The sequence below is a fragment of the Paraherbaspirillum soli genome, assembly GCF_042654985.1.
GTDB lineage: Bacteria > Pseudomonadota > Gammaproteobacteria > Burkholderiales > Burkholderiaceae_D > Paraherbaspirillum > Paraherbaspirillum soli.
Window position 1 is genome coordinate 297,400 of sequence record NZ_JBHSMT010000028.1, and the last position, 25,325, is coordinate 322,724.

Annotated in this window: 21 protein-coding genes, 1 tRNA gene and 1 pseudogene; 12 read left to right on the forward strand and 11 right to left on the reverse strand. The window is 56.8% G+C overall.

Going from position 1 to position 25,325, the window contains the following annotated elements; genetic code table 11:
• Nucleotides 1-3: 3 nt before the first annotated feature.
• Nucleotides 4-135 carry a hypothetical protein gene (locus ACFPM8_RS17450; protein ID WP_378999335.1) on the reverse strand — a complete coding sequence of 44 codons (132 nt, stop codon included), beginning with the start codon at nucleotides 133-135 and terminating at the stop codon, nucleotides 4-6.
• A 100-nt stretch (nucleotides 136-235) separates the two neighbouring features.
• Here ACFPM8_RS17450 and dbpA point away from each other — a divergent pair, with 100 nt between their 5' ends.
• Both dbpA and ACFPM8_RS17460 read left to right on the forward strand, forming a co-directional pair.
• A complete protein-coding gene (gene dbpA, locus ACFPM8_RS17455; protein ID WP_378999336.1) occupies nucleotides 236-1,624 on the forward strand; it encodes an ATP-dependent RNA helicase DbpA in 1,389 nt (462 codons plus the stop codon).
• Nucleotides 1,625-1,769: 145 nt separating this feature from the next.
• Entirely contained in the window at nucleotides 1,770-2,216 is a 447-nt protein-coding gene (locus tag ACFPM8_RS17460; protein WP_378999338.1) for an excinuclease ATPase subunit, read from the forward strand.
• Between the two features lie 98 nt (nucleotides 2,217-2,314).
• Here the strand turns inward: ACFPM8_RS17460 and ACFPM8_RS17465 are convergent, their stop codons facing one another.
• Nucleotides 2,315-3,295 (reverse strand): aldo/keto reductase, encoded by a 981-nt coding sequence (locus ACFPM8_RS17465; RefSeq protein WP_378999340.1) that lies wholly within the window; start codon nucleotides 3,293-3,295, stop codon nucleotides 2,315-2,317.
• A gap of 449 nt (nucleotides 3,296-3,744) precedes the next feature.
• Between ACFPM8_RS17465 and ACFPM8_RS17470 the strand changes: the two genes are divergently transcribed.
• Nucleotides 3,745-4,152, forward strand: a complete 408-nt coding sequence (locus ACFPM8_RS17470; RefSeq protein ID WP_378999341.1) for a hypothetical protein — start codon at nucleotides 3,745-3,747, stop codon at nucleotides 4,150-4,152.
• A gap of 89 nt (nucleotides 4,153-4,241) precedes the next feature.
• Here the strand turns inward: ACFPM8_RS17470 and ACFPM8_RS17475 are convergent, their stop codons facing one another.
• The 3 genes from ACFPM8_RS17475 to ACFPM8_RS17485 form a co-directional block, all read right to left on the reverse strand.
• Complete coding sequence (locus tag ACFPM8_RS17475) at nucleotides 4,242-6,497, reverse strand: M9 family metallopeptidase (RefSeq protein ID WP_378999343.1); 2,256 nt, start codon at nucleotides 6,495-6,497, stop codon at nucleotides 4,242-4,244.
• A gap of 578 nt (nucleotides 6,498-7,075) precedes the next feature.
• Nucleotides 7,076-7,426 (reverse strand): Hpt domain-containing protein, encoded by a 351-nt coding sequence (locus ACFPM8_RS17480; RefSeq protein WP_378999345.1) that lies wholly within the window; start codon nucleotides 7,424-7,426, stop codon nucleotides 7,076-7,078.
• Between the two features lie 184 nt (nucleotides 7,427-7,610).
• Entirely contained in the window at nucleotides 7,611-7,826 is a 216-nt protein-coding gene (locus ACFPM8_RS17485; protein ID WP_378999400.1) for a hypothetical protein, read from the reverse strand.
• A gap of 281 nt (nucleotides 7,827-8,107) precedes the next feature.
• Here ACFPM8_RS17485 and ACFPM8_RS17490 point away from each other — a divergent pair.
• From ACFPM8_RS17490 to ACFPM8_RS17500, 3 genes and pseudogenes are all read left to right on the forward strand, one after another.
• Nucleotides 8,108-8,184 (forward strand) — tRNA-Met (locus ACFPM8_RS17490).
• Between the two features lie 312 nt (nucleotides 8,185-8,496).
• Nucleotides 8,497-9,114, forward strand: a pseudogene (locus ACFPM8_RS17495) (phage portal protein); the annotation flags it as partial.
• On the forward strand, nucleotides 9,111-9,320 hold the full coding sequence (locus ACFPM8_RS17500) for a hypothetical protein (protein ID WP_378999346.1): 210 nt from the start codon (nucleotides 9,111-9,113) through the stop codon (nucleotides 9,318-9,320). The pseudogene ACFPM8_RS17495 and the gene ACFPM8_RS17500, both read left to right, overlap by 4 nt.
• Before the next feature lie 274 nt (nucleotides 9,321-9,594).
• Here the strand turns inward: ACFPM8_RS17500 and ACFPM8_RS17505 are convergent, their stop codons facing one another.
• The 3 genes from ACFPM8_RS17505 to ACFPM8_RS17515 are packed head-to-tail and all read right to left on the reverse strand — an operon-like array spanning nucleotide 9,595 to nucleotide 14,454.
• Nucleotides 9,595-10,119: a hypothetical protein gene (locus ACFPM8_RS17505; RefSeq protein WP_378999348.1), complete on the reverse strand. Its 525-nt coding sequence runs from the start codon at nucleotides 10,117-10,119 to the stop codon at nucleotides 9,595-9,597.
• Nucleotides 10,120-10,138: 19 nt separating this feature from the next.
• The gene (locus ACFPM8_RS17510; protein WP_378999350.1) at nucleotides 10,139-12,481 is read right to left on the reverse strand and encodes an RHS repeat-associated core domain-containing protein; all 2,343 of its coding nucleotides are present in this window, start codon (nucleotides 12,479-12,481) and stop codon (nucleotides 10,139-10,141) included.
• On the reverse strand, nucleotides 12,478-14,454 hold the full coding sequence (locus ACFPM8_RS17515; protein WP_378999352.1) for a DUF6531 domain-containing protein: 1,977 nt from the start codon (nucleotides 14,452-14,454) through the stop codon (nucleotides 12,478-12,480). The genes ACFPM8_RS17510 and ACFPM8_RS17515 overlap by 4 nt, the downstream gene beginning before the upstream one ends.
• A 900-nt stretch (nucleotides 14,455-15,354) precedes the next feature.
• Here ACFPM8_RS17515 and ACFPM8_RS17520 point away from each other — a divergent pair.
• From ACFPM8_RS17520 to ACFPM8_RS17535, 4 genes are all read left to right on the forward strand, one after another.
• A complete protein-coding gene (locus ACFPM8_RS17520; protein ID WP_378999354.1) occupies nucleotides 15,355-16,533 on the forward strand; it encodes a hypothetical protein in 1,179 nt (392 codons plus the stop codon).
• A gap of 5 nt (nucleotides 16,534-16,538) precedes the next feature.
• Nucleotides 16,539-17,615, forward strand: a complete 1,077-nt coding sequence (locus ACFPM8_RS17525; RefSeq protein ID WP_378999356.1) for a hypothetical protein — start codon at nucleotides 16,539-16,541, stop codon at nucleotides 17,613-17,615.
• 435 nt (nucleotides 17,616-18,050) lie between these two features.
• Nucleotides 18,051-18,338, forward strand: a complete 288-nt coding sequence (locus tag ACFPM8_RS17530) for a putative quinol monooxygenase (RefSeq protein WP_378999358.1) — start codon at nucleotides 18,051-18,053, stop codon at nucleotides 18,336-18,338.
• A gap of 25 nt (nucleotides 18,339-18,363) precedes the next feature.
• A complete protein-coding gene (locus ACFPM8_RS17535; RefSeq protein ID WP_378999359.1) occupies nucleotides 18,364-18,846 on the forward strand; it encodes an SRPBCC family protein in 483 nt (160 codons plus the stop codon).
• Between the two features lies 1 nt (nucleotide 18,847).
• On the opposite strand, the gene ACFPM8_RS17540 is transcribed toward ACFPM8_RS17535, so the two are convergent.
• The gene (locus tag ACFPM8_RS17540; protein WP_378999362.1) at nucleotides 18,848-20,005 is read right to left on the reverse strand and encodes a methyltransferase; all 1,158 of its coding nucleotides are present in this window, start codon (nucleotides 20,003-20,005) and stop codon (nucleotides 18,848-18,850) included.
• Between the two features lie 168 nt (nucleotides 20,006-20,173).
• Nucleotides 20,174-21,067 (reverse strand): LysR family transcriptional regulator, encoded by an 894-nt coding sequence (locus ACFPM8_RS17545; protein WP_378999364.1) that lies wholly within the window; start codon nucleotides 21,065-21,067, stop codon nucleotides 20,174-20,176.
• Between the two features lie 124 nt (nucleotides 21,068-21,191).
• Between ACFPM8_RS17545 and ACFPM8_RS17550 the strand changes: the two genes are divergently transcribed.
• Nucleotides 21,192-22,745 (forward strand): MFS transporter, encoded by a 1,554-nt coding sequence (locus ACFPM8_RS17550; protein WP_378999366.1) that lies wholly within the window; start codon nucleotides 21,192-21,194, stop codon nucleotides 22,743-22,745.
• 76 nt (nucleotides 22,746-22,821) lie between these two features.
• Complete coding sequence (locus ACFPM8_RS17555; RefSeq protein ID WP_378999368.1) at nucleotides 22,822-23,799, forward strand: NAD(P)H-quinone oxidoreductase; 978 nt, start codon at nucleotides 22,822-22,824, stop codon at nucleotides 23,797-23,799.
• 238 nt (nucleotides 23,800-24,037) lie between these two features.
• Here ACFPM8_RS17555 and ACFPM8_RS17560 read toward each other — a convergent pair.
• Nucleotides 24,038-25,325 (reverse strand): methyl-accepting chemotaxis protein (locus ACFPM8_RS17560; RefSeq protein WP_378999370.1); only part of this gene is annotated, 1,288 nt, incomplete at its 5' end.

Below are 25,325 nucleotides of genomic sequence, written 5' to 3' on the forward strand. Positions count from 1 at the left end.
GACTTATCGACGCTCTTTTAAGTGCATGGCATTGCGGCGCTCGATATCCGCGGCGGCCTGTTCCGCCAGATTTTGCACAGCAAGTAGGGCGGAAAAGCGCAGCGCTTTCCGCCGTTTTGGATGCATCAAATGCATGCGGCATATCCAGCGGCGGAAGGCGCCACGCTTTTCCGCCCTACCTCCAACCTGCGTCACCTGTTAGACTTGCCTCCTTTTTACGCTGGCGACCTCTATTGTGACTATCTCTTCTTTCTCCACCCTCCCCCTGGCGCCGGCGCTGTTAAGCAACCTGGACAGCCTTGGTTATCACAAGATGACGGCGATCCAGGAGCAAAGCCTGCCGGTGATCCTGGAGCGGCGCGACCTGATCGCGCAGGCCAAGACCGGCAGCGGCAAGACCGCGGCGTTCGGCATCGGCATCCTGCACAAGCTCAATCCGACTTATTTCGCGATCCAGGCGCTGGTGCTATGCCCTACCCGCGAGCTGGCCGACCAGGTGGCGAAGGAATTGCGCCGGCTGGCGCGCAGTGCCGGCAACATCAAGGTGCTGACCTTGTGCGGCGGATCGCCGATGGGGCCGCAGATCGGTTCGCTGGAGCATGGCGCGCATATCGTGGTCGGCACCCCGGGCCGGATCCGCGATCACATCGGGCGCGGCAGCATCAATCTGGGCACGGTGCAGACGCTGGTGCTGGACGAGGCCGACCGCATGGTGGACATGGGCTTTTACGAAGAAATCTCGGGCATCGTCAGCGCCTGCCCGGCGCGCCGCCAGACGCTGCTGTTTTCCGCCACATATCCGGACGATATCCGCAAGGCCAGCGCGGAATTTTTGCGCGATCCGGTCGAGGTCAAGGTCGAGGCCCAGCATCATGCCGGCCAGATCGAGCAGCGCTTTTACGAGGTGTCGTATGAAGGCCGCAATGCGGCGGTGGCGCAATTGCTGAACCACTTCCGGCCGGTGTCGACCATCGCCTTTTGCAACACCAAGATCCATTGCCGCGAGCTGGCGGCCGAATTGCGCGAGCAAGGCTTTAGCGCGCTGGCGCTGTACGGCGAGCTGGAGCAGCGCGAGCGCGACGAGATCCTGGTGCAGTTTTCCAATCAAAGCTGTTCGGTGCTGGTGGCAACCGATGTCGCCGCGCGCGGCCTGGATATCCAGACCTTGGGGGCGGTGATCAATGTCGATGTATCGAAAGATACCGAGGTGCATATCCATCGAGTCGGCCGCACCGGCCGCGGTCACGACAAGGGTCTGGCGCTGAGCCTGTGCGCGCCGAACGAGAAAAAATGGGTCAAGCTGATCGAGGACTATCAGCATGGTCCGGTCAGCTGGTTCGATCTGGCGGAACTGGAGCCGGCCGATGGCGGTCCGTTGCAAGCGCCGATGGTCAGCTTGTGCATCATGGGCGGCAAAAAGGACAAGCTGCGCCCTGGCGATTTGCTGGGTGCGCTGACCGGCGACGCCGGGCTGACCAAGGAGCAAGTCGGCAAGATCAGCGTGTTCGAGTTCATGACCTATGTGGCGCTGGACCGGCGCGTCGCCAAGCATGCTTTTGCGCGTTTAAGCAGCGGCAATATCAAGGGCCGGAATTTCAAGATGCGGTTTGTTGTGCCTGTGTAAGGCGTTTATTTAATAGGCACCTCGAAAAACCGTAGCGAGCGGTCCAAGGTCGGGGCGAGAAGTGGAGCCGTACGGAGGTACGGTGAGCATCGCAGCCCCAGATTGGGGACGCGCAGTAGGTTTTTAGAGGTGCCGGAGAGTGTTTATGAGAAAAAATGTATTTGCAGCAGCGTTGATGTTGAGTCTGGGTTTGGGGGTGTTGTCTTCGGCCCAGGCCAGGGATATCAAGCATTTGTTTCCGCTGGCCGATGCGATGAAAGAAGCGGACGCTTCAAAAAAACTGGATGGCTCGGTGAAATTTTTCTTTGCCGGTCAGGACCATCCTGCAGTGGCGGAAACGTTCATCAGCGATGTTTCGAACAAAAAAACCAACTCAAGAACAACCGACGAAGTGGCGTGCAACTGGGCTTTCTTGTCGGCGTTGATCTCATTCCAGGAACGCGCGCATGCATTGGGTGCCGATGCGGTGGTGAATATCGTCAGCTATTACAAGAAAGATGAAATGGCGAGCGCGACCGAGTTTGAATGTCATGCCGGGGCGATCATGGTTGGCGTGGCGCTCAAAGGCGATTTTGTGAAGCTGGCTAAATAAGCTCGCCGCTCCGTAGTCCGTTAATAGGAGAAGGTTGGGCTGGAAAGCCCAACATTTTCATCTCCGTCACCACCAAATGTTGGGCTTCGCAGCTCAAGCTACCGATCGACGCTTGCCATGCGCTGTTCGTTGTAGCGTGGTCCGGCGATATTGGCCAGCGAACTTTCCATCTGTTCGATTTCCGCAGCGCTTAGCGTGATTTCCATCGCCGCCACATTTTGCTCCAGGAAGCTGCGCCGCTTGGTGCCAGGAATCGGCACGATGTCGTCGCCCTTGTGCAGCACCCAGGCCAATGCCAGCTGCCCCGGCGTCACGCCTCTTTCCGTTGCCATGTTCTTGACCACCGATGCCGCTTGCATGTTGGCATCGAAATTGGCGCCTTGCAGACGCGGATCCTGATGCCGGAAATCGCTGGGCGGATAGTCTTCGGCGCGCTTGGCGGTGCCGCTCAAAAAGCCGCGTCCGAGCGGGCTGAACGGCACCAGGCCGATGCCCAACTCGCGCAGCATCGGCATGATTTCCGGCTCCAGATTGCGCTCCCATAACGAGTATTCGCTTTGCAGCGCAGTGATCGGATGGGTCGCATGGGCTTTGCGGATATTGGCCGCACCTGCTTCCGACAAGCCAAGGAAGCGCACCTTGCCTTCCCGCACCAGGTCGCCCATCACGCCCACCACGTCTTCAATCGGCACCGCCGGATCGATCCGGTGCTGGTACAGCAAGTCGATATAGTCGGTGCCGAGGCGGCGCAACGATCCCTCGACCGCGGCCTTGACATGCGGCGGACGGCTGGTGATGCCGATCATCTGGTTGTTCTCGATCTGAAAGCCGAACTTGGTGGCGATCACCACTTGATCGCGGTGCCCCTTCAGCGCCCGCCCGAGCAATTCTTCGTTGTGATAAGGGCCGTACACTTCGGCCGTGTCGAAAAAAGTCACCCCCAGCTCGATGGCCCGGTGCAAGGTGGAGATCGACTCGCCCTCGTCGGCCTGGCCGTATAGATGACTCATGCCCATGCAGCCGAGGCCGACCGCCGACACTTCCAGGCCCGCTTTTCCCAGCTTTCGCGTTGTCAACATTTGCTGCTCCTTGTGTAAAGAGAGGCCGATCCGGCACGTTGCGGATCGACCTCTTTGTCTGATAGCCGGCTACCCGAAGTAGCGTTTTGGTAACGGTGGCGCGCGGGCAATTTGTCGACTTCGGCCGCGCCAGCTCACCTACTAAAAATAAGTCATTTACGGCGTGATACCAACCTTTAGTTATGGGCGATGGCCAATGATTATCGAATGGGAACAGTCCTATAAAAAAATCGGATTTTGCCGATGTGCACCGGTTGATGATTTCCGTAGAGCAACAACTTCACCAAGTTGTAGTCATTGTCGCCGGAGTCTTCGGCCGATGAACTTCATGCCACGTAGAAATACCGACTGAAAACGGGCGGGACGAGCAGGACGCTATCCGGCGCATGCTTCGTTCCGGCGGCAGGCAACAACTTCCTCGTCCTCAACACACTGATGGAGCCGATCAAATGCACCAACCGACAAAAGCAACTATTGAACAGCTTATAAAGCGCTTACGTCGCTACCCTGCGCAGTATGTTCTGGATGGCCGTCGAAAAACGACTCTTCTGTGCGCTGCTGCCGACATGATTGAGCAGCTATCGGCGATGCCGGCGGCTAGCAAGAAGAAACTGGGCATAACGCAGGCGGACCCGCTCAGGCCGTACGCTACCGATGAGTACGACGCAAATTTCGGCAATTGCCTGTTCCTGCATTTCGACAACGCCGAAGCGCCGCCGGATGTCTATTGCGGATCGCCGCTGGAAGTTTATCCGCCGTTTGACGCCAAGTATTGGACGCATTTCGTGCGGTTTGACTTCAACGCCGTCATCAACGCCGCCTTGCAATCGGCAGCGCCGGAACCGCAAGCACAATAGACGAAAAAAAAGGGGCAGAGTCATTTCCGGCAATACCATGCCGAAAATAACCCTGCCCCCTCATTTAACTACAGGATCAGGCCAGCTTCTTAGTCGTAAGTAGCGCTCAGCGACACGCCGCTAAACGGCTGCTTGGCATTCAGCAGAATGTAGTACCAGCGGCTTGCGGCCGGGGATGTCAGCGCAATGCTTTCGCGGTTGCCGGCATTGGCCGAGGCGGCATCGTACGACGTGGTGCTGGGGTAACGGTCCAGCGCAACATACATATCGACATCGCCGCTGCCGCCGTTGGTGCGCAGCTGGACGTTCTTCGCGCCGCTAGGCAGCATGATGTAGGCGTAAGTTTGGTTCGACGCCGACAGTCCCTTGATCGAGCAATTCTTGCTCAGGTAATAAGGCGATGCGCAGTCAGGCAGCGATGGGCCGTCCGGCAGCGGTGGTTCGCCGGCGGTGGTTGCGGTCTTGACCCAGTCGGCAAACTCGTTGTCATAGCGATTACCGATGTAGGCCATGTAGTTCTGATAGCCGTCGTAATCGCCGACGCGGAATTTGGCAACGATCGCATCGACATCGTTACGATGACGCTCGATCATGAAGCGGGTCGACATATAGCCCCAGCGATAGGCGCGGGTCACGTAATCCGGCATCGAATAGGTATTGCCGAAGATCGTGCTCAGCGAGTAAGTGCCGGTGCGGGCGATGTCAATCGACTCCTGGTTGTCGTTTTTCTTCGACAGGTATTCCGCCAGGCCTTCGATCCACCATACGGTCGGCTTCGCTGTGCCGGCATTGAAGTCGCCGTACATGTCGAAGCGGCCATCCAGGTAGTGAATGTATTCGTGCTTCAGGTTCCAGACCTCGAATACCGGACGCATCCACGATGCTTCGTGGGCGATAAAGCGCGCCTGGTTGGATGGGTCGGCCGGATTGCCTTCCAGGTACATGCCGCCGTTATTGGTGCTGATGCCGAACATCACTCCCGCATACTTGCTGTAGTTGGTGTAGTCGCTGAATACCACCACTTCGAGCGAGGTGTTGTTGTCGTTGGCGACCGGCTTGCGGTTGGATTGCAGCATGTCATGGAAGTAGCCTTCCTCGGTTTGCAGCAGATTGCACGACGCTTGCATCTGGGCCACGGTCAACTCTTGGGTACGCATGCGGATGGTCGGGCTGCATGTGTATTTGTTGGTCAGCACGGCGTCGGCCAGCCTGGTCTCGAAATTGCAGGTGCCATACTCGGCGCAATTGGCGCTGTCATTGTATTTGACCGCGCTTGCCGCCGCCAGCCACAGGTCGCTATCGGCGCCAGTCATGCTGGACGTCGCCAGCATGTTCTTGACCATAGTCTTGATGCCGCTCTTCAGCGCCGGATATTGGAAGAAGCGGAAGGCTTCGTTGGTGGCGTCTGTCAGTTCGTAAGCCGCGCCGGTGCCCAGCAGAGCACTCTTGTTGTTGACCACAAAAGTGTTCAGCGCCGTTGCATAGGACAGATCGTTTTGCAGCAACTGCTTGCCCTCATTGCTTTCATGCGCGCGGAACAATACGGTCAACACGCCGGTAAAACCGCCGCCGGCACTGCGCTGTTGCAGAGCCGCCGCCGCGTTCGGGTTGCTGCTGGTATTGGTGTAGCGCTGCACCAGGTTTTTCAGGCTGCCCAGGTAGTAGGGCTCGTCGTGCATATTGGTGATCAGCGTAAACGTCTCGCCGGCAGTGCTCGGCCCGGCGGCGTTGGAGTTGAACAGCACGTTGCCGTCGACCAATTGTTTGATCGCAGGACGCAGCACGCCGACCAAGGAGGAAGACGGCGCCGGGATCGTATTGCCGCTAGCCAGGTAATAGCCGGCGCGCAGATAAATCAGCAGATTGACCAGCTTGATATTGGTGGCATCGTAGGACCTGGCCTCTTGCGCGAAACGGTTGGCGAGGACGCTGAAATTGTTCGCCGAATAGATCTTGGCCGCCTGTGCAGCGTTCAGCGAGAACAAACCGTAATGGCATTCGTAGTCAGGCAGGTTGACGATATAGTCGGCCAGAGCATCGCCGCTATAGCCGGCCAGCTTGTCCATGTTCTGACAATCCGGTGTGGTGGCCATCATCTTCATCTGATTGGCCCGAGCTTGACGGCTCTTGGCGGGCATCAGGTCGAGACGCGGCTTCTTGCTCGGCGGCAGATTGTACTTCTGCTGCTCCAGCGACGGCGGCAACGCCTGCCGGATATGCGGCATCGGCGCCTGCTTGGCCAGTTCAGACTCGCCGTGCGTATGATTGGCTCCGGCATAGACTGCCGGGGCCGAGCAGGCGAACGTCAGTGCTGCAAACCAGGCTATTTTTTTTGGAATAATCATTAATTGCTCTCCTCCGATAATTACATCAACGCGCCCCGCGGCGATATGCCGTGAGATCACGTGACTTCTTGGTACTACTCTTGTGGAATTTGCACGGCGTGAGCGATGCATCGCCGTGCGGCAGCTGCTTAGAGCAGCGCCGGCCTAAATATTACCGTACGGCAATAAATATAGTAAGCTGAGAGAATTGACGGGATGACGAACGGTGCAGAAAGAAGGATGAGCGGCGGACGGCAACGCCGATCCGGTAGTTAGCGGACAGGAGATAGCGTTACGCCAATATTTTTGACGTAAGGATATAAAACACAAATTGTGGATTATTGCGATGGGGAATAAGGCGGGGTAGATTGTCTAATCAGAACTTCCGCTAAACAGATAAGTAGGGCGGAAAAGCGCAGCCCTTGCAGGGCGCGTATCCGCTGGCAGGCGGATACCGTTCAGCAGGCGGATGGCATGCCATCCGAAACCCCTGCTTCACCCTTCCGCCGTTTTCAATGCGTCAACCATATGTGGCACATCAATCGGCGGATAACGCTACGCTCATCCGCCCTACTCCGCCTATCGTTGCGCTAGACGCGTCAAAGCAAGCCGACCTGCCGCCGCAACAGGCCGCAGGCGTATGCCAGTTTGTAATCCGGGTTGGTCATCATGCCGCCGGCATGCAGGATCGCTTCTATGTGCTGGATGGCTTCGACGATGACGGCAGCGTCGAACATCATGGCTGCCCCTTTGAAGCGGTGGACATGCTGCTTCATGCTGGTGTAGTCGCCATGCGCCAGCGCCTGCTCGATGGCGACCAGGTCTTGCCCGGCACTTTCGCGGAACAAGGCGCGCAGGTCCGCCGCAAGTTCAGGCTTGCGTTGCGGCGATACTGGATCGAACCGATCAAGCGGATTGAGGTCGCACCGAGCTTCGAGTGTGTTTTTCATTTCTTCCAGTTGTCATGTTTTTCGCAGCATGCCATCCACAGTGTTTGCAGCGATCCATAGACTAGGCATAGAAGCCGTTTGTAGCAATAGGAAGCAACAATACTTCACAAGAATTTACAAAACTAATGCAATTTAACAACACTTGCCAGGTGGCACCATGCTTTTGGGCTGGCGGCCCGAGGCTTTAATGGTGGTGCGACCAGCTGCCATCCGATGACGCCATATAGGATTCCACGGCGTCTTTCTGGCCGGTCGCGTAGCGCGTCAGTTCGCCGCATTTGCAGATCCCCTGATACGGCTGGATATGTGAACAGGCTGACACTTTTTGCAGGAACACCTGGACCGGCTTAGTGCATTTTTTGCATTTGAAAGTGAGGATGCGAGCGGGTTTGTTGGCCATTTTTTTCCTAGAGATGTGAGACAGGCCGACAGCATATACATCCTTTGCCATGTCGTGGCAAAACGATTGCGCGATCATCTTCAACAGGGCATCTCGAAAAACCGTAGCGAGCGGCCCAAGGTCGGGGCGACGATGTTGCAACACCTGCAGCCATACGGAGCGGGCGAGCATCGCAGGCCCGAGATTGGGCCGCGCAGTAGGTTTTCCGAGGTGCCCAACAGTTGTCGTCGAAAAAACATTATCCTGGAAGCTGCACATTGTGTTACAGTTCGTGCCTCAGACGCGGGGTGGAGCAGTCTGGCAGCTCGTCGGGCTCATAACCCGAAGGTCGTAGGTTCAAATCCTGCCCCCGCAACCACATTAGTATAAACGCCGTTGGAAGCTAGCAATAGCTTTTCAGCGGCGTTGTCGTATTCAGCGTAGATTCCTTCCGGCTCCTGGATGATCTGAATCTCGCCGAGTAAATCCCCTATTATCTTCCTGGCTTGCTGCGTGTCTTGTTCGAGTGCGCTTTGCAGAGCTGAAAGCGTGCGTTTTATGCGCTCTCCGAGCTCAGAACGATTGATCTTACCTACGGTGGACAGCTGTTTGTTGGCTGCCAGACGGGTACGCTCTGATTCCGCCGTTGTTAGACGCGCCCGGAGAGCATCAGACATCCCGACTGGACGTGTATTACTTCATCAACGGCTGGCAGCAAGAGCATCAGTTCGACCCGGGCGCGATCTTCCACTTGATGGACCCGGATCTGAACCAGGAGGTGTACGGCGTGCCGCAATACCTCAGTGCGCTGCAATCGGCCTGGCTGAATGAGGCGGCGACGCTGTTCCGCCGCAAGTATTACAAGAACGGCTCGCACGCCGGCTTCGTGTTTTACATGACCGACGCTGCGGCCAACATCACCGATGTCGACAACTTGCGGCAGGCCATGCGCGACAGCAAGGGACCGGGCAATTTCCGCAACCTGTTCATGTACGCGCCGAACGGCAAGAAAGACGGCATCCAAATCTTGCCCGTATCGGACGTGGCGGCAAAAGATGAGTTCTTCAACATCAAGGGCGTGACCCGCGACGACGTGCTGGCCGCGCATCGCGTGCCGCCGCAACTGCTGGGGATCATGCCGAACAATACCGGTGGTTTCGGTGCGGTCGAACCTTCGGCGCGGGTGTTTGCGCGCAACGAGCTGGTGCCGTTGCAGGCGCAATTCCTGGCACTGAATGAATGGCTAGGGCAGGAGGTGGTGAAGTTTGACGCTTACGAATTGATAACAGGTGAGGAGAAAAAACAATGAGCGATATTGCAGACCGTTCAGATCAAATTATTGGAATAGAGGTAGCGACTTCTCTGGCAATGGTGCGTAAGGCGCAGGACATCGCGCCGGACGGCCACTGCTGTTTCTGCGATGAGCCGCTGCCGCATCCGGCGCGCTTCTGCAATGTCGATTGCCGCGATGATTATGATAGGGAGCTGGCTGCGTTACGGCGCGCAGGACGATAATGCTCGAAATGCGGTCGTTGGATGAAGGTAATTCTTAGCAGAGAGAGGCTGCCAAGATGCGCAATAACGTCTTACGATCAACTTGGCAGTTGGCACGAATAAAAATTGAATTTTTACTGCATATTTTTGCTTCACGCACGGCATCAAATTCACAAACAGAGCTGCTACCAGTTTTCCCACAATTTTGTTGACCTGTTGCCCCCGACGGATCCATTAATAAAACTGGATTCCGTCGAACACAGCTATAGATTGTTGCGGAACATCCGGCACAATATTATTGAATGCGCCTTGCGGACTTGTACGCTAAAAATACGGTCATAAAAAAATAAAAAATTGGTAGCGTCACGTCTTTTATAAAAAAATTGGTTTCAAGACCGAGCGTTTTTGCGGTCATCCATTTAAGCTGAAATGCAGTTATTGGTGGAATAGAACTTAATGATCCTGAGCTATACCAGACTATGAGATACATAAGCGAGGTACACATAACGGCAAATTTCCAGAATCGAACATGAAAGAGAGCCAAAACAGACGAAACAATACCCGCAGCTATCAACGTGGCACCTAAAATCCACTGACTCTTTAGCTCCTTAATGGTTGTATTCTTCATAGCCTCCATTGATCCGCTTTGCGGCGGAGATCCACCAGACTGCCTTAATTCCTCAGCTGCATTTGCATGTAACGTCTGGACTTCTGCAGTAATTTCGGCGAATTTCGGTTCGGTCATTAGGAGTGGAACGGCTTGAGCCATCCAAGCAATGAGAACCATTAGTCCAATACCATATTTCGAGAAAAATCTCATACTCGGCTCCTTGATAAAGTTACTTGTTCCCAGACGTCATGCTAGAACAAGTTCTTGCACAACTATCCACTACACCATCCGGGCCACCAGGTAACACTCCTAGTAAAGGAGCAAGACTGGAATTCTGCTGCTGTACCTTATTCAATATCCCCAAGCAATCTCCGTATGCTTGAATATAGCTCCTTCGATTCACTCCGGCTGGTTTGCACTGTTGCATATAGCAAGCCTCGCCTAGTAGTTTCGATAGCGGTTCGGTGGTCTCCTTGCTCTTAATTTTGCCTATGATTTGTTTCGCCAATATATCTGCGAGTACAGGATCGAGTAATCCAAGCGGGTCTTTATGGCTAATAGGATTGCCTCCCACATAAGCGTATGACTGGTTATATTGTGGTAAATCACGATAAAGCTGCGACTCCAATTCCGAACTTACGTCTCCTATGACACTTGACAAGTTCTTGCTGGCTATGTCTTTGTACAACACATTACCGATGGGATCGCTTTCTACATACCTACCCGTACTCGGATCATAGTCTCTGTTGATGTTGTAAAAATTATTGGTCTCCCTGTCATACAACTGCCCCGGAAAGCGCTGGTTGTACGTGAAGACTCCTAACCCACTCGGATTCTCATCCGGCGGCAACATGCCGAACGGATCGGCATTGTCCCAGCGCCACACCATCTGATTGTCGGTTGCCTGCGTAATCACCCGTGGCGTATTGAGGTGGTCGGCATAGACGTAATACACATTGGTCGCGGTGGTCTGAGTCGCGCCGCTGCCAGTCACCGTTTGTTTCAGCACCGCCACAGGCAAGTCGCCCAGATACACCGTCTCTTCAATCACTTGCCCATTGGCGTCGTATTCGCCGATCAGGTGACCGGCTTCGTCATATACATAGCTGTTGCTGCCGGTTGCCACAATCGTTGCCGGGCCTTGCTTTTGCACCCGCTGATTGAGGCCGTTATGGCTGTAGCTGACGGTATTGCCGGCGTTGGTCGCGCTGACCATGCGGCCACGGTCGCTGTAGGTGTAGCTGATGCTACCGTCGCTGACCAGATTGCCGGCGGCGTCGTAACTATTGCTCTTGGCCGGTGCTGGCCCGGTCGTTGCGCTGAGCCGATTGCTAGTCGCGGCAATCGTGTTGGCATATGTGCTGCCGCCGAATGTCGCTTGGATACGGTTGCCGCTGGCGTCGTACTGGAAGCTCTGGTTGTTGGCGCCGCTGCTGCCGGTGACGCTGGTCAGACGGTCCAGATTGTCGTAGCCGTAGCCCTGGTTGTAATTGATCGGGGCGTTGCTGCCGGTGCCGCTACCAATATGGCTGCTGCCGCCAATCCGGCCTGCGGCGTCGTAACTGATGCTGCGGTTGGTGCCGTTGTTCAACGGGTCGCCGAGCGGGTAGCTGGTGATGCGGCCGTCGAGGTCAAAGCCGCGCGCGTAAGTGCTGCTACTCAACGCATTGCTATTGCCCCAGGTCCAGGCATTGACCGGGCCGAAGGCTGTATAGCCAATGCCGGTCAACAGCGGGATCGTGCTGCCGCTGTTGGTGCCGCTGCCGTTGGCATTGGTCGGGTTCAAGCTCAGGCTGTTGACGCGGCCGGCGGCGTCATAGCTGGTGTTGATCCGGTTGCCGCTCGGGTAGGTCACGCTGGTAAGCTTGCCAAAGGTGTTGCCACTGCTGCCGTAACTGTAGCTGATGGTGCGGCTGGTGGCCGTCGTGCCGCTGACTATGGTTTGGACTTTCGTCAGCAAACCACCGAAACCATGATAGGCATACGTGGTTTGCCCCGAGCTGTCGATCATCCTAGTCAGATGACCGATCGCATATGGCGCACCGGTCGCGCCGCCGTCATATTCGAATTGGGTCGCGGCACCACTGGCGTAGTCGATCCGGGTCACTCGATTCAACGCGTCATAGCTGTAGCTGGTGGTCTTACCACGAGCATCGGTACTGGATTTCAGGTTGCCGGCTTCGTCAAACGTCTTAGTCGTGCTGCCGCTGTCGGGACTGTTCAGTGCAGTCTGGTTGCCCAGGCCGTCAGTGCTATAGCTGGTGACCAGATTGCGCGGATCGGTGACCGTGCTCAGTTGGTCCAGCCCGTCATAGCTGTAGTTGACGGTCGGGCCGCTGCCGCCAGCGGTCGGTGCCGGTTGCGTTTGCTGGATCAGGCGGCCTAGCGTGTCATAACTTTGGGTCGTCACATGGCCTAGCGGATCGGTGATCTTGGTCCGATTGCCCATCGCGTCGTATTCATAGCTGGTGGTCGTGTTTTGCTGCGCGACTGTCGCGCCAGCCAACGTGAACAAGACGGCACCAACGATAGTCTTGATCCGATGTTGATTCAAAGTGAAACGCCCTCTCATTGCACTGCTCCGGTAATTTGTTGTAAGCGGTTCAACGCGTCGACGACGCGGCTGGTCTGACGCGCCAGGGCACCGCTCGGATCTTTGACTTGTTCATTGATCCGGTTGCCCATGTTGTCGAGCGTGTAGACGATGCTGTTGCCGAGACTGTCGGCGATCTTGACCAAGCGGTGCGCCGGGTCGTAGCTGTAGCTGACTGTGGACCCATTCGGCAGCGTGACCTGGGCCAATTGGCCGACGCCGTCGTAGCTGTAGCCGGTGGTTTCAACCGTGCCGTTGGCGGTGACGCTCTTGGCGGTCAGCCAGCCGCGCGGGCTGTAGGCCAGTTGCGTGGTCGTGCCGTTCGCATCGGCAATCAGCCCGACGCGGCCATTGGCGTCGTAGTTCGACAAGGTCGTCACTTGGCCGACGGCGTTGGTAATTGTGCTCAGGTTGCCGTTGCTGTCGTACGCATAGGTCGTTTTATCGGCGACATCGGTGCGCGGCCCGGTGGCGGTCAATAGCTGACCGACGTTGTTGTAGCTGTAGCTCCAAGTGCGGGCGCTGCCGGTCACGGTGGGCGCCAAGCCCTGCGCGCCGGTCGCATCGCTGGTCGCTTGCTCGGTCTTGCTCAACAAATTGCCGGACGCGTCGTAGGCGTAGCTGGTCACGCGCTTCGGCTCGGCGATCTTCAGCGGCAGGCTGAAAGTCGGGTGCCATTGGGTGCTGATGGTGCGCGCTTGTGGCGTGCCGGACGCTTCGACCCGGCTGGTTTCCAGGTTGCGGGCCAGGTCGTAGCTGAAGGTCGTGACAACGCCGTTGAAATCGGTGCGGCTGGCGACGTTGCCGTTAGCGTCGTAAGTAACGTTGCTGGCTGCGGCACTGCAACCGGCACCACCCGGTTGGCTCTCTCCGGTGTAGCGCAGCGTATTCTGGATAGTTTGAAAATTGTAAGTGCGCATGGTACCTAAGGGGTCGGTGACCGCGCTTTGGCTGCCAAGTTGGGGGTAAGCGATGCCGTATTTCTCGACGCCGCCGGCATGTTCGGTCGAGACTGCTTTGCCGCTGCTGTCGTAGTTGAAGATTGCAAAGCGGCTGCCGTTTTCGTCGACGATGCCGGTCAGCGCATACGGCAGATCGGCGCCAGCGGTGTAGACGGGTTCGTTGTACAGATAGGTGCGTGGCTTGCCGCCCGGGTAGGTGACGCTGCTCAAGCGATTGGCGCTGTCGTAGCTGTACGTCGTGACGCCGCCGGCCGGGTCGATCATCTGCACGACGCGGCTGCTGCTGTCATAGACGAAATTGAGTTGATGGCCGAATGAGTCGGCGACCCGGATCAGCAACCCGGCCTGCGGCGCGATCGCGGCTGGCGTCGTAGCATCCGAATAACTCAGCGTTTGCAGCAGGCCTGCGCGGCTCTTGATACTGAGCAGTTTGCCCGAGACGTCGTAGCTTTCCAGCGACTGGTTGGCGGCGACCTTGTATTGCCAACCGCCCGGATTACCCTTGCTGTCCAGTTTCCGCATCAGGCTGTCGTTGATGTCGCCATCAGGTTGATAACCGCCGTTACCCAACACGAAGTCGAACGCTTTGCCATCGCCGCGTCGGACGCTGGCATTATTTGGAAAAGCAGGGTTGGTCATGACCATCCGCTCATAGTTGCTGGTCCAGCGAGCACCGAAGCGGCCATTACGAATATCACTGGCGTTATAAGTCCGTTGCAGCGCCAGTCCTACGCTGCCGATACCAAAGTAGTCCGATTCCAACTGACGTTTGTTGCCGGTACTGTGGTTGATCGGGTTGCCTTTTTCTTTGTTGGAGCAAGTGCCAGGATCGCCTTCATTCTTGATTTTTGGGGCCGTGCTTGGGTCGTAGCTGCAACTTTTCGGATTGTCCGCTTCTACTTTGCAGGACGGGTCGACCGTTGGATCGGCCGGCGAATTGCAATATCTGTCTATTCTGTCCGGCTCCCCGGTGCACCAAAATGTCCCCATGCCTACATTAGCAAGTGAGGCATCAAGTGGACAGCCAGGAGTTCCGGGAACCGCTCCGGCCTTTGCATAAAGTGGAAAGCAAATTTCGTCGCCAGGCTCGGCATGGACATTGATGCTATTAAAAAGAGCAATGACGCCAAGTGAACCTATGATGCTCAGTTTCTTTTTCTTGATAACGGACACAGACAACCCCTAAAAGTAATGTATTGACATCTAAAATCTCAAAACGATGCCTTCCGGAAACTTGCGCATAGGGGCGCGATTATCTTGCAGATAGGAAATATGTGCAATCTGAAGAGCTACTCCCTGTCTCGGCGCGCAGTCATCCCCCCCCCCCACCACCACGCCTGCCTGCTAAATGGGGCGGTTTTGACTCAAATTTCGGAAAGTGACGCGCAGAGGAGAGACCTCGCGTCGAAGGGCGGCAGCGCGTCGGAAAAAAGTGACGCGAAATGACGCAGCTGTGGAGGGTAAAAATGGGGGATGTGGTGTACGCGAAGAAAACTGATTTTAGGTTTGACCTTGGGGAAAAGGTAACCTTGGTAACCATGCCTATTTTTCAGTTGTAAGTGCCTGATCTATATAGGATTAAGTGGTTACCATTGAAAGGTAATCTTTGGTAACTCAAAAGGTAACTTCAGCCTAAGTTATTGATGTATAACTATTATTTTTTCCTATATTACCTTCTACCAAGGTAACCAGATTACCCTAAAGTTACCCAGATGTTACCTTTGTCGAAACTCGCAAAGCCTTATGCAGCAACGCTTTGCGGCTGATTTCCAGCAAAGGTTATCAATGTTGCCGTTTTCCCGCCCACAACCAAATTTTCCCCAAAGCTAAAATTTACGGTAAGATTTCCTGTGGTTAATTTAAATCCAACACTTTCCGGTAGGAATACATATGGCACACCCTCTGCTCATTCTCGAAGATAAAAATACGAGATGCGCCTCACTTTTGGCAACGATTGAACTTGGAGCGTATCTTGATCTCGTTGAGAAAGCATACTCTGAGCAGGGCGGGCTAAGTGGTCAACGAGCTCCTATACGGACTAAAACTGCACTAAAAATTCGTAATCGGCTAGTGCAGGATTTAAAAAACGGAGCCGTAATTCCTCCTGTGGTGGTTGGTGTTGTCTGCGGAGTAACTTTGAAGAGAAAATTGAAGTCTCTGAAGACTTCTGAAGAATTGGTGATGCTGCTAGAAAAAAATGGCCTGGATCTTTCAATCATTGACGGGATGCAGCGGACAACAGCTCTTAGAGAGGCATTTGATACAAATAATCAAAGTCATTTCATACGAGTAGAAATATGGGCGGCGGAAAAAGTCAGCAGCCTTATTTATCGAATGCTCGTACTTAATACAGGCCAAGTGCCATGGGACTTGAAGAGGCAGTTGGATACTCTTTATCGCCCAATCATATCTGAAGTCCAGAAGCAATTGCCGGGCGTACAAATTATCGGATTAGATGAAACTAACCGACGATCGCAAGCGGGTGAATATCGTAGTACTAGGGTTGTTGAACTTTTCCTTGCATTTACATCGAGATCTATCGATATTGACATCAAAGAAAAGGTCGCAGAAGAGTTTATTAAGATTGACCTAACCGAGGCCACGTCTTCGGATGAATTCTTACCTCTATTTATTAGAGCGCTCGATTTGATGGCTAAATTAGACGAGCAGTTCGACCGTATTAAGCAAAATTCTGAAGGAAAAACGCGGGTGAAAAATGGTAAAGACATATTTACGTCTTCACCTGGATCGATTGGATTTGTCGTTGCTGTGGCGGAACTCGTGTTGGGAGCCCCCGGATTTGACTATGATCTTATATCAGCAAAAAAGAATCTGGAAAAAATTGAGCGAATTGTTAAGTCGCTGACCAAATTTATTCAAAAATTGGATGTGCCGGAGTTTATCGAATTTGTCGACCTTGAAACCCTAAATCAGATGCTATCGGTTCAGTCGGGCAAGGTAGGTGATCATGATCGAAATCTTTACAAAAGAGCATTCATTACATTGTTAAAACGATCAAAAGAGATAATGGTGCAAGGAACGATGACGCCTTGTTGGATGTCCAGATAACCACTATGTCAACAAACATTACGCGGTTCATGCAGGAAGATATATATGACTGGTTTTTTAAGAACATCTCTGAAGATGTAAAGCCTTCATTCCTGGCACGAAAAGATTTTTGGGTCGTTCCCGTGTCGACCTCGGATCCAGAATATGCAAATATTGTTGATCATTTGAAGGCCCGATTTACGGCGACAAAAATAGAAAGTTGCCGCGAGATCGAAGGACTCGGAATTGCAGTGGTGAGAGAAGGCGACAAAACACTAGTTTGTGGAGCTTATAAAGATGGACAAAGCAAACTAGTAGTTTCGGACGTTGCAATTGGAGGCATCAATCCTTACTCGCTTTCTTTTCTTCAAAAGATGGCTTTTGTATCAAAACTCGATGCAAGGACTTCCAACCCAATCGATTCACAGGTTTGGAAAAATGATCCAATATTCGAATCAGACGTAGAAACATATCTCCCTGAGATCATTTGCTTTGAAGTTGAAACAGAGTCATCGAATTCAAGTGACGTCCTTATATTGAAATTTCTGTTGTCCTTGGAACTTGGCTCTAAAAATGTCAAGGCATTTCGTGATGATTTGATAGCGGTGATGCTTTCCATTCCAAATGCAGAGCATGATTGGCTAGCTCAACAATTACTGTATGCAGTTTTATCACGCCGCGATAGTAATTTCTATGCCGAGTTATATAAATTGGTAGAATTTTTTTTCCCACTCTTCAAAATTTCGAAACTAAAGAAGAGTATTAATTTTTCGGGATCTCATCTTAAATTGCTGGACATCTGTATGACAGATCTTGGTTGGCATGTAAATCACCAACTTGGTTCCCGACTTGCTTTAAATTATGCAAGTGTTGAATTTGCCGAAGTTATGTTAAAGAAAGCGTTTGTAATTAGCGAAGATGAAGAGAAGAGGTTTAAAGAAGATGCAATGGAAAAAATTACTGAGCTGCGTCACTCATTGATTCATCAGATTTTCAAACAAAACGACCCTGCAGAGGCTGACATTACTAGGGCCACTCGATCACTTTTAGTTTTTCTTTCCAGCTCGTTTGAAAAATATAATGCTGAATTAGCCAATCACTAAAACATTGATTTGTACAATGCTATTGTCAGTAAGTTGTTCTAAAAACCAAGCTATTTGGCTGTCGAAATACACGAAATAGTAAACATACAATATTTCGCATCGTTATTTTCATACAGTTTGACCAGGAAGTGGTCTGCGAAGAGAGCACGCTGCCTACTATATACAATGCGCTCCCCCCGCAACCAAACAAACCAAAAAGCCCGGACCGTTAACCGTCCGGGCTTTTTGTTGCCTGGACAATTATCCCGACTGCCCGTCCTGACTCAAACCCGGAACCTGCGCATGCCCCCTCCTCCAATCAGCATCCGTATTCCAAACATATCGCTCATGCGTCACGCTCTCTATACTTAATTAGCGCCATTTACCCGGCAATGTTCTCAGCCCTTCCGGCGCAGCTAACCGCAGTCACGCCAGGCATCAATTAAGGAGAAAACGATGGTCAAAATCATGGCCCGGATTTCATCTCGGGCAGACACCTCAACCTTGCTGAAAAACATCCTGCAAGAGCTGGTCGTCCCTAGTCGCAACGAGGCTGGTTGCCTGGGTTACGAGCTGTATCAGGACGATGACAATCCACTCGATTTCGTGACCGTCGAGCTGTGGATGGATCAGGCGGCGGCGGAAGCGCACCTGGCGTCGCCTCATGTGATGGCGGCGCTGACCAAGGCTGACGATTTGCTGGCGCAGCTGCCCGAGATTCGTCGCTACACGCGGCTCGCCTAGGACAACTTACCGACTGGAGGATGTGATGAGCTTGAACACCACCGCCAACCAATGGCAAGCCTTCTCGCTAAGCTGCGTTCGGGTCGAGACCGAGGTCGAGATTGCACGGCCGGCGCAGCAAGTCTTCAATTACGTGACGACGCCGGCGCTGTGGCACACCTGGCATCCGGCCACGGTCGAAGTGCGCGATGTGCCGCAGCGGCCACTGACCACCGGCGAGACGATGCTGGAGCTGGTCGCAGTAGCCGGCCGCCGCGACCAAGCGCTGTGGACGGTGTTGGCCTGCATGCCGCCGCAGCTCTGGGAAATTGGCACCGATACCGACAAGGGAACAGCCCACATCAGCTACCGGATCACGGACACCGACGCCGGTTGCCGCTTCCACCGCACGCTGGAATTCCGCTCGAAGGGCTGGTGGCACGTTCTGGACACGACGCTGACGCGCTGGATCATGGAGCGTCAGTCGTCGCAAGCGTTGCGCAATCTTAAGGCGGTGCTGGAGCGTTGATTTACTTTGCAGCCAGACGCCAGAGCGAAGTCAGCTCTGCCGCCCGTGCCGCGTGCAGCGGGTCGGTGTCGTCGCTGACCTTGGGGTGATGCGGCCGGACGTCGATCCGGCCCAGGACTTTCAAGCCGGCGGCGTCGATCGCGGCCAACAACTCGGCGCGCGGGCGCAGGCCCAGGTGTTCGGCCAGGTCGGACAGGATCAGCCAGCCCTCGCCGCCCGGCGTCAAGTGCGCCGCCAGGCCGTTCAGGAAGCCAAGCAGCATGCGGCTGTCGGGGTCGTACACCGCGTATTCGATGGGGGAACTGGGGCGGGCCGGCAGCCACGGCGGATTGCAGATCACCAGCGGCGCTTTGCCGGCCGGGAACAGGTCGGCTTGCATTATTTCCACCTGCTGGGCCAACCCTAGCCGGGTCAGGTTTTCGCGGGCGCAGGACAGCGCGCGCTGGTCCTGGTCGGTGGCGACCACGCGCTTGACTCCACGCTGCGCCAGCACCGCCGCCAGCACGCCGGTGCCGGTGCCGATATCGAAGGCCAGTTCCAGCGAGGGCAGCGGCGCTTCGGCCACCAGCCCGACGTACTCGCCGCGCACCGGCGAGAACACGCCGTAATACGGATGAATGCGGTCGCCGAGCGCCGGAATCGGCACACCCTTCTTGCGCCACTCGTGGGCGCCGATCAAGCCCAGCAGTTCACGTAGCGAGGCGACGAAAGGTTCTTCCCCGGCGCCGTAGGCTTCGTTGCAGGCTTGCCGGACGTCGGGCGCACGGCGCAGCGGAATTGTGTAGTCGGCCTCGAACGGCAGCAGCAGCATGCCCAGCGTGCGCGCCCGTTGCGATTGCGCCATCCGATGCAAGTGGAAGGCTTCGGTCGGGCTGGCGGCCGGCTTCGGGTGCTTGGACGGTTTGCCGGGCTTGCGCTCGACGCGGCGCGCCAGTGCCTGCAACAACTGGCGGGCGTTCTGAAAATCGCCGCGCCACAGCATCGCAGTGCCTTCGCAAGCGAGGCGGTAGGCGCTGTCGGCGGTCATGCGATCGTCGGCGATCACCACGCGTTTGGGTGCGGGCACCCCGCTTTCCGAACGCCAACGGGCGGAGCGTGTTTCGCCGGCTTCGGTCCAGCTGATGACGGGATGCGCTATGAAGGGGGAATGCAAATGCATGGTGCTGGCCTGATAAGTGTGTAGAGCGAGAGGTAAAAAGCGTGGGCCTCAGTATATAGAGGACTTACCTAACGTAGGGTGGAAAAGCGCAGCGCCTTCCACCGTTTTTAGATGCGGTGGCACATCAATCGGCGGATAACGCTGCGCTCATCCGCCCTACTTCCATTTCTAGTTCTCGGTAAACAGATGCTCACACACAAAATCGACAAACACCCGCAGCTTCGGCGATAGCTGGCGGTTGGACGGCCAGACGATCCAGAACTGCCCGGGGTCGATCAAGTCGGCGTCGAGTACGCTCTGCAAGCTGCCGGCCGCCAGCGCATCGCGGGCCAGGAAGTCCGGCATATAGGCGATTCCGAGGCCGTTGATGGCGGCGGCCAGCATGGCTTCCATGTTGTTGCAGGTCAGTGCGGTGGGCAAGCGCAGTTCGCGTGGCGTTGCTGCCGGGCGCAGCGCCCACTCCTGCAGTTTGCCGCTGGTCTGGAAGCGGTAGCGCAGGCAGGCGTGCTGTTCCAGCTCAACCGGGTTGCGCGGCGTCCCGCGCTGCGCCAGATAGGCCGGCGAGGCGCACAGCATGAAGCGGAACGATCCCAGCCGCCGCGCCATCAGCCGCGAGTCGGGCAGCTCGCCGCTGCGGATCGCGCCGTCCAGCCCCTCTTCGATGACGTCGACCATGCGGTCGCTGAAATCCAGTTCCAGCGCGATTTCCGGGTAGCGCTGCATGAACGTGGGTAACACCGGCAACAGGAAGCGGTAGCCGATATTGGGCAGGCTGATGCGCAGTTTGCCGCGCGGCGCTTCGGCGGCATGCGACAGCATGGCTTGGGCGTCTTGCAGCTCGTCGAGGATGCGCTGGCAACGCTCGTAAAACAGGCTGCCTTCGGTCGTCAGCCGGATATGCCGCGTGCTACGCTGGAATAGGCGCACGCCCATCTGCGCTTCCAGCCGCGCCACGCTTTTGCCGACGGCCGAGGCGGAGATGCCGAGGGTGCGGCCGGCGCCCACAAAACTGCCCGCTTCGGCACTGCGCACAAACGCCAATATTCCGCTGAGACTGTCCATTCACACCTCGATTCAAGAGTTTTTGTTCGCAAACAATGGACTTTAACGATGTTTTTCCAATATTGCAGCGCTTTTAGAATGCTCATCGTGCATTTCCATCCACTTAATCCCAGCTTGAGCAGCCATGAACACATCCAATCACGATCCCTCCCCTCCCCCTCACACGTTTGCCGAGAAATGCCTGATCCTGGGCGCGGTCTGTCTCGCCGCGCTCGCCATGCCATTGAGCTTTACCGGCCCGGCGGTGGCCTTGCGCGCGATAGGCCATGATTTGGGCGGCAGTCCGATCGCGCTGAACTGGGTCACCAACGCCTTCATGCTGAGTTTCGGCAGCAGCCTGATGGCGGCCGGCACGCTGGCCGACAGCTATGGGCGCAAACGCGTGTTCCTGATCGGCGTTGCCATGTTCGGCCTGTGCTCGCTGGCGCTGGCCTGCGCGCCCGATATTGTCTGGTTTGACCTGTTGCGGGCCGCGCAGGGTGCTGCCAGCGCCGCAGCGCTGTCGGGCGGCATGGCGGCGCTGGCGCAGGAGTTCGACGGCGCGGCGCGGACCCGCGCCTTCAGCCTGATCGGCACCACTTTTGGCGTCGGCCTGGCCTTCGGGCCTATCCTGGCCGGGGTATTGATCCGCGCTTTCGACTGGCATGCGGTGCTGCTGACCGTCACCGCCACCAGCGTGCTGGCCTTGCTGACCGGCGCGCGCTGCATGCGGGAGTCGCGCGATCCGCAGGCCAGCGGCGTCGACTGGGCCGGCGCCATCAGCTTTACCGGCGCCCTCAGCTTGCTCACCTATGGCGTGTTGCAGGCGCCGGAAAACGGCTGGTCGGACCCGCTGGTGATCGGCTTGCTGCTCGGCGCTGCCACCTTATTTGCGGCCTTCATCGCGATTGAACGGCGGGCGTCGCGGCCTATGCTGGACCTGTCGCTGTTCCGCTATCCGCGTTTCGTCGGCGTGCAGTTCCTGGCGGCGGCCCCGGCCTATGCCTACGTGGTGCTGCTGGTGCTATTGCCGATCCGCTTCATCGGGATCGAAGGCCACAGCGAGTTCGAGGCCGGCCGCATGATGGTCGCGCTGTCGGCGCCGATGCTGGTGGTGCCTATGCTGGCGGCTTACCTTACGCGCTGGTGTGCGCCGGGCGCGATCGCCGGCAGCGGCTTGCTGATCTGCGCCGCCGGGCTGTTCTGGCTTGGCCATTGCCCACCCGGCCAAGGCGCTGCGATCGTGCTGCCAATGCTGACGATAGGTTTTGGCATCAGCTTGCCGTGGGGTTTGATGGATGGCTTGGCGGTCAGCGTGGTGCCGACCGAGCGCGCCGGCATGGCCACCGGCATCTTCAACACCACCCGCGTGGCCGGCGAAGGGATCGCGCTGGCGGTGGTCGGCGCGCTGCTGGCGGCGCTCACTCGAACCCGGCTGGAGGCCGTCATCGGCCTGCCGCAGGCGGACTTGGGCGCACGCCTTGTCTCAGCGGCGCAGCGGGTGGCTACCGGCGATCTGGGTCGCGCCGCGGCCGCGTTGCCGGAGGTGGCGGCGAGCGTATTGGTCCAGAGTTACGGCGATGCTTTCTCTACCCTGTTGAACGTGCTGTCGGCAGTCACCGTGGTATCGGCGCTGGTGGTGTTTGGATTTTTGATGCCTGGCACGGCACAGAGACTGGCAGGCAATCCGGCGGCTTAGATGAGTGATGCTCTTGGGCTAAAGCTGACTTTCTGAAACGCCTCTACAATGCCCGTTTTCCCAAGGAGCCAATCCCATGCGTGCTATCGAAATCACCCAGCCCGGTGCGCCGGAAGTTTTGCAAATCTGCGAACGCCCTATCCCAACTTTCAAGCCCGGCGAAGTATTGATCAAGGTGCAGGCAGCCGGCGTCAATCGTCCCGACATCCTGCAGCGCACCGGGATCTACCCGCCGCCGCCCGGCGCCTCGGATCTGCCGGGGTTGGAGATCGCCGGTGAAATCGTCGATGGCGATTTCACCGGCAGCCAGCTGAAAAAAGGCGACCTGGTGTGCGCGCTGGTGACCGGCGGCGGCTACGCCGAGTACTGCACCGCGCCGGCCGCCCAGTGCCTGCCGGTCCCGCGCGGCTGGAGCGTGCTGGAAGCCGCTTCGCTGCCTGAAACCTTGTTTACCGTCTGGACCAATGTATTTGACCGGGCCCGGCTGTCAGGCGACGAAACCTTGCTGGTGCAAGGCGGCAGTTCCGGCATCGGCGTCGCCGCGATCCAGATCGCGACCGCGCTCGGCCATCGGGTGTTCGCCACAGCCGGCAGCGATGACAAATGCCGCGCCTGCGAAGCGCTGGGGGCTGAACGCGGCATCAATTACCGCAGCGAGGATTTTGTCGAGGTGGTCAAGGCGGCGACCGCCGGCAAAGGGGTGGATGTGATCCTGGACATGGTGGCCGGCGATTACATCCAGCGCGAGATCGACTGCCTGGCCGACGACGGCCGCCTGGTGTTCATCGCCATGCTCGGCGGCAGCAAGGCCGAGGTCAATTTTGGGCAAGTGCTGCGGCGTCGCCTGACGATCACCGGCTCCACCCTCAGACCGCGCCCGATTGCATTCAAGGGCGCGATCGCGGCCCAGTTGCAGCAAAGAGTGTGGCCGCTGATCGAGGCCGGCAAGATCAAGCCGGTGATTTTCAAGACCTTCCCGTTTGAGCAAGCGGCGCAGGCCCATGCGCTGATGGAAAGCAGCACGCATGTCGGCAAGATCATGCTGACGTTTTAGTTGATGTCTGGCGCAACTGCAGGGCAAATCGTAGGGCGGATGAGCGCAGCGTTATCCGCCATGATGCGCCGCCTGCGATGGATTCGAGCCGGGTAACGGCGGAAGGCGCTGCGCTTTTCCGCCCTACGCTGCTACGCCGCAGTGGAGTCCGTTGTGCCGCCAAAATAAAAACCGCGCGCACCTTGCATTGCAATGTGCGCGCGGTTGGGTCCAGCCTAGGCTGACTCAGTTCTTGCTATTAAAACTGTTCCCAATCCTCTGCAGAACCAGCACCGGCTGGCGCATTGGCGACCTTTTTATGGTCATTACCGAGCGCCTTGGCCGGACCTGCTTTTCGGCTCAGGGACATCACGCTGGCGTTCTTCAGCTGCGGTGCGGTCTTCGCGTTCAGGTGCAGGTTTTTGGCGGCCGGCGCCGGCTTCAAGGTAGGCATGCCGCGCGCGGCGTCCAGCTTGAACATGCTGACCACTTGCGACAGATTGCCGGCGTGGTCTTGCAGCGAGGCGGCAGCAGCGGCGGCTTCTTCCACCAGCGCGGCGTTTTGCTGCGTGACTTGATCCATCTGGCTGATCGCCTGGTTGATCTGGTCGATGCCGGTGCTTTGTTCCTGGCTGGCGGCGGTGATCTCGGCCATGATGTCGGTCACCCGTTTGACGCTGTCGACGATCTGATCCATCGTCACGCCGGCTTCGGCCACCAGCTTGCTGCCGACTTCGACTTTATCCACCGAGTCGCCGATCAAGCCCTTGATTTCCTTGGCGGCGGTGGCGCTGCGCTGGGCCAGGTTGCGCACTTCGCTGGCGACCACCGCAAAGCCTCGGCCTTGTTCGCCGGCCCGGGCCGCTTCGACTGCCGCGTTCAAGGCCAGGATGTTGGTCTGGAACGCGATGCCGTCGATCACGCCGATGATGTCGACGATCTTCTTCGACGACGCATTGATCGAATCCATCGTGTCAACCACTTGCGACACCACGGTGCCGCCCTTGACCGCGACGGTCGAGGCCGACACCGCCAGTTGATTGGCTTGGCGTGCATTGTCGGCGCTTTGCTTGACGGTGCCGGTGATTTCTTCCATCGAGGCAGCGGTTTCTTCCAGCGAGCTGGCTTGCTGTTCGGTGCGCGACGACAGGTCGAGATTGCCGGCGGCGATTTCGTGCGAGGCGACCTTGACCGATTCACTGGTGCGGCGGATTTCACCGAGAACGTCGGCGATCTTGTCGACGAACAGGTTGAACGCGCTGGCGATCTGCGACAACTCGTCGGCGCCGTCGGCGTCCAGACGGCGGGTCAGGTCGCCGTCGCCGGAAGCGATTTCCTGCATCGCATCGCGGATCAGTTCCATCCGTTTCAGCGCTTGCACCACCAGCACGGTCAGCACCAGCGCGGCCAGCACGATGATCAGCAGCGCCGTGATGGCCGAGGTAACCAGCATCGAGGTCAGCGCTTGCGTCGCTTCGGCGTAATCCATCACCACCACCAGCATCCAGTCGGTGCCGGCGATCTTGCTGACAAACAGGCGACCGTCG

What these genes read in the sequence shown, in the direction of transcription:
- ACFPM8_RS17450 (WP_378999335.1), bottom strand. Translation starts at nt 135, where the DNA reads ATGCATTTGATGCATCCAAAACGGCGGAAAGCGCTGCGCTTTTCCGCC.
- ACFPM8_RS17460 (WP_378999338.1), top strand. Translation starts at nt 1,770, where the DNA reads ATGAGAAAAAATGTATTTGCAGCAGCGTTGATGTTGAGTCTGGGTTTG.
- ACFPM8_RS17465 (WP_378999340.1), bottom strand. Translation starts at nt 3,295, where the DNA reads ATGTTGACAACGCGAAAGCTGGGAAAAGCGGGCCTGGAAGTGTCGGCG.
- ACFPM8_RS17470 (WP_378999341.1), top strand. Translation starts at nt 3,745, where the DNA reads ATGCACCAACCGACAAAAGCAACTATTGAACAGCTTATAAAGCGCTTA.
- ACFPM8_RS17475 (WP_378999343.1), bottom strand. Translation starts at nt 6,497, where the DNA reads ATGATTATTCCAAAAAAAATAGCCTGGTTTGCAGCACTGACGTTCGCC.
- ACFPM8_RS17480 (WP_378999345.1), bottom strand. Translation starts at nt 7,426, where the DNA reads ATGAAAAACACACTCGAAGCTCGGTGCGACCTCAATCCGCTTGATCGG.
- ACFPM8_RS17485 (WP_378999400.1), bottom strand. Translation starts at nt 7,826, where the DNA reads ATGGCCAACAAACCCGCTCGCATCCTCACTTTCAAATGCAAAAAATGC.
- ACFPM8_RS17500 (WP_378999346.1), top strand. Translation starts at nt 9,111, where the DNA reads ATGAGCGATATTGCAGACCGTTCAGATCAAATTATTGGAATAGAGGTA.
- ACFPM8_RS17505 (WP_378999348.1), bottom strand. Translation starts at nt 10,119, where the DNA reads ATGAGATTTTTCTCGAAATATGGTATTGGACTAATGGTTCTCATTGCT.
- ACFPM8_RS17510 (WP_378999350.1), bottom strand. Translation starts at nt 12,481, where the DNA reads ATGAGAGGGCGTTTCACTTTGAATCAACATCGGATCAAGACTATCGTT.
- ACFPM8_RS17515 (WP_378999352.1), bottom strand. Translation starts at nt 14,454, where the DNA reads ATGGGGACATTTTGGTGCACCGGGGAGCCGGACAGAATAGACAGATAT.
- ACFPM8_RS17520 (WP_378999354.1), top strand. Translation starts at nt 15,355, where the DNA reads ATGGCACACCCTCTGCTCATTCTCGAAGATAAAAATACGAGATGCGCC.
- ACFPM8_RS17525 (WP_378999356.1), top strand. Translation starts at nt 16,539, where the DNA reads ATGTCAACAAACATTACGCGGTTCATGCAGGAAGATATATATGACTGG.
- ACFPM8_RS17530 (WP_378999358.1), top strand. Translation starts at nt 18,051, where the DNA reads ATGGTCAAAATCATGGCCCGGATTTCATCTCGGGCAGACACCTCAACC.
- ACFPM8_RS17535 (WP_378999359.1), top strand. Translation starts at nt 18,364, where the DNA reads ATGAGCTTGAACACCACCGCCAACCAATGGCAAGCCTTCTCGCTAAGC.
- ACFPM8_RS17540 (WP_378999362.1), bottom strand. Translation starts at nt 20,005, where the DNA reads ATGCATTTGCATTCCCCCTTCATAGCGCATCCCGTCATCAGCTGGACC.
- ACFPM8_RS17545 (WP_378999364.1), bottom strand. Translation starts at nt 21,067, where the DNA reads ATGGACAGTCTCAGCGGAATATTGGCGTTTGTGCGCAGTGCCGAAGCG.
- ACFPM8_RS17550 (WP_378999366.1), top strand. Translation starts at nt 21,192, where the DNA reads ATGAACACATCCAATCACGATCCCTCCCCTCCCCCTCACACGTTTGCC.
- ACFPM8_RS17555 (WP_378999368.1), top strand. Translation starts at nt 22,822, where the DNA reads ATGCGTGCTATCGAAATCACCCAGCCCGGTGCGCCGGAAGTTTTGCAA.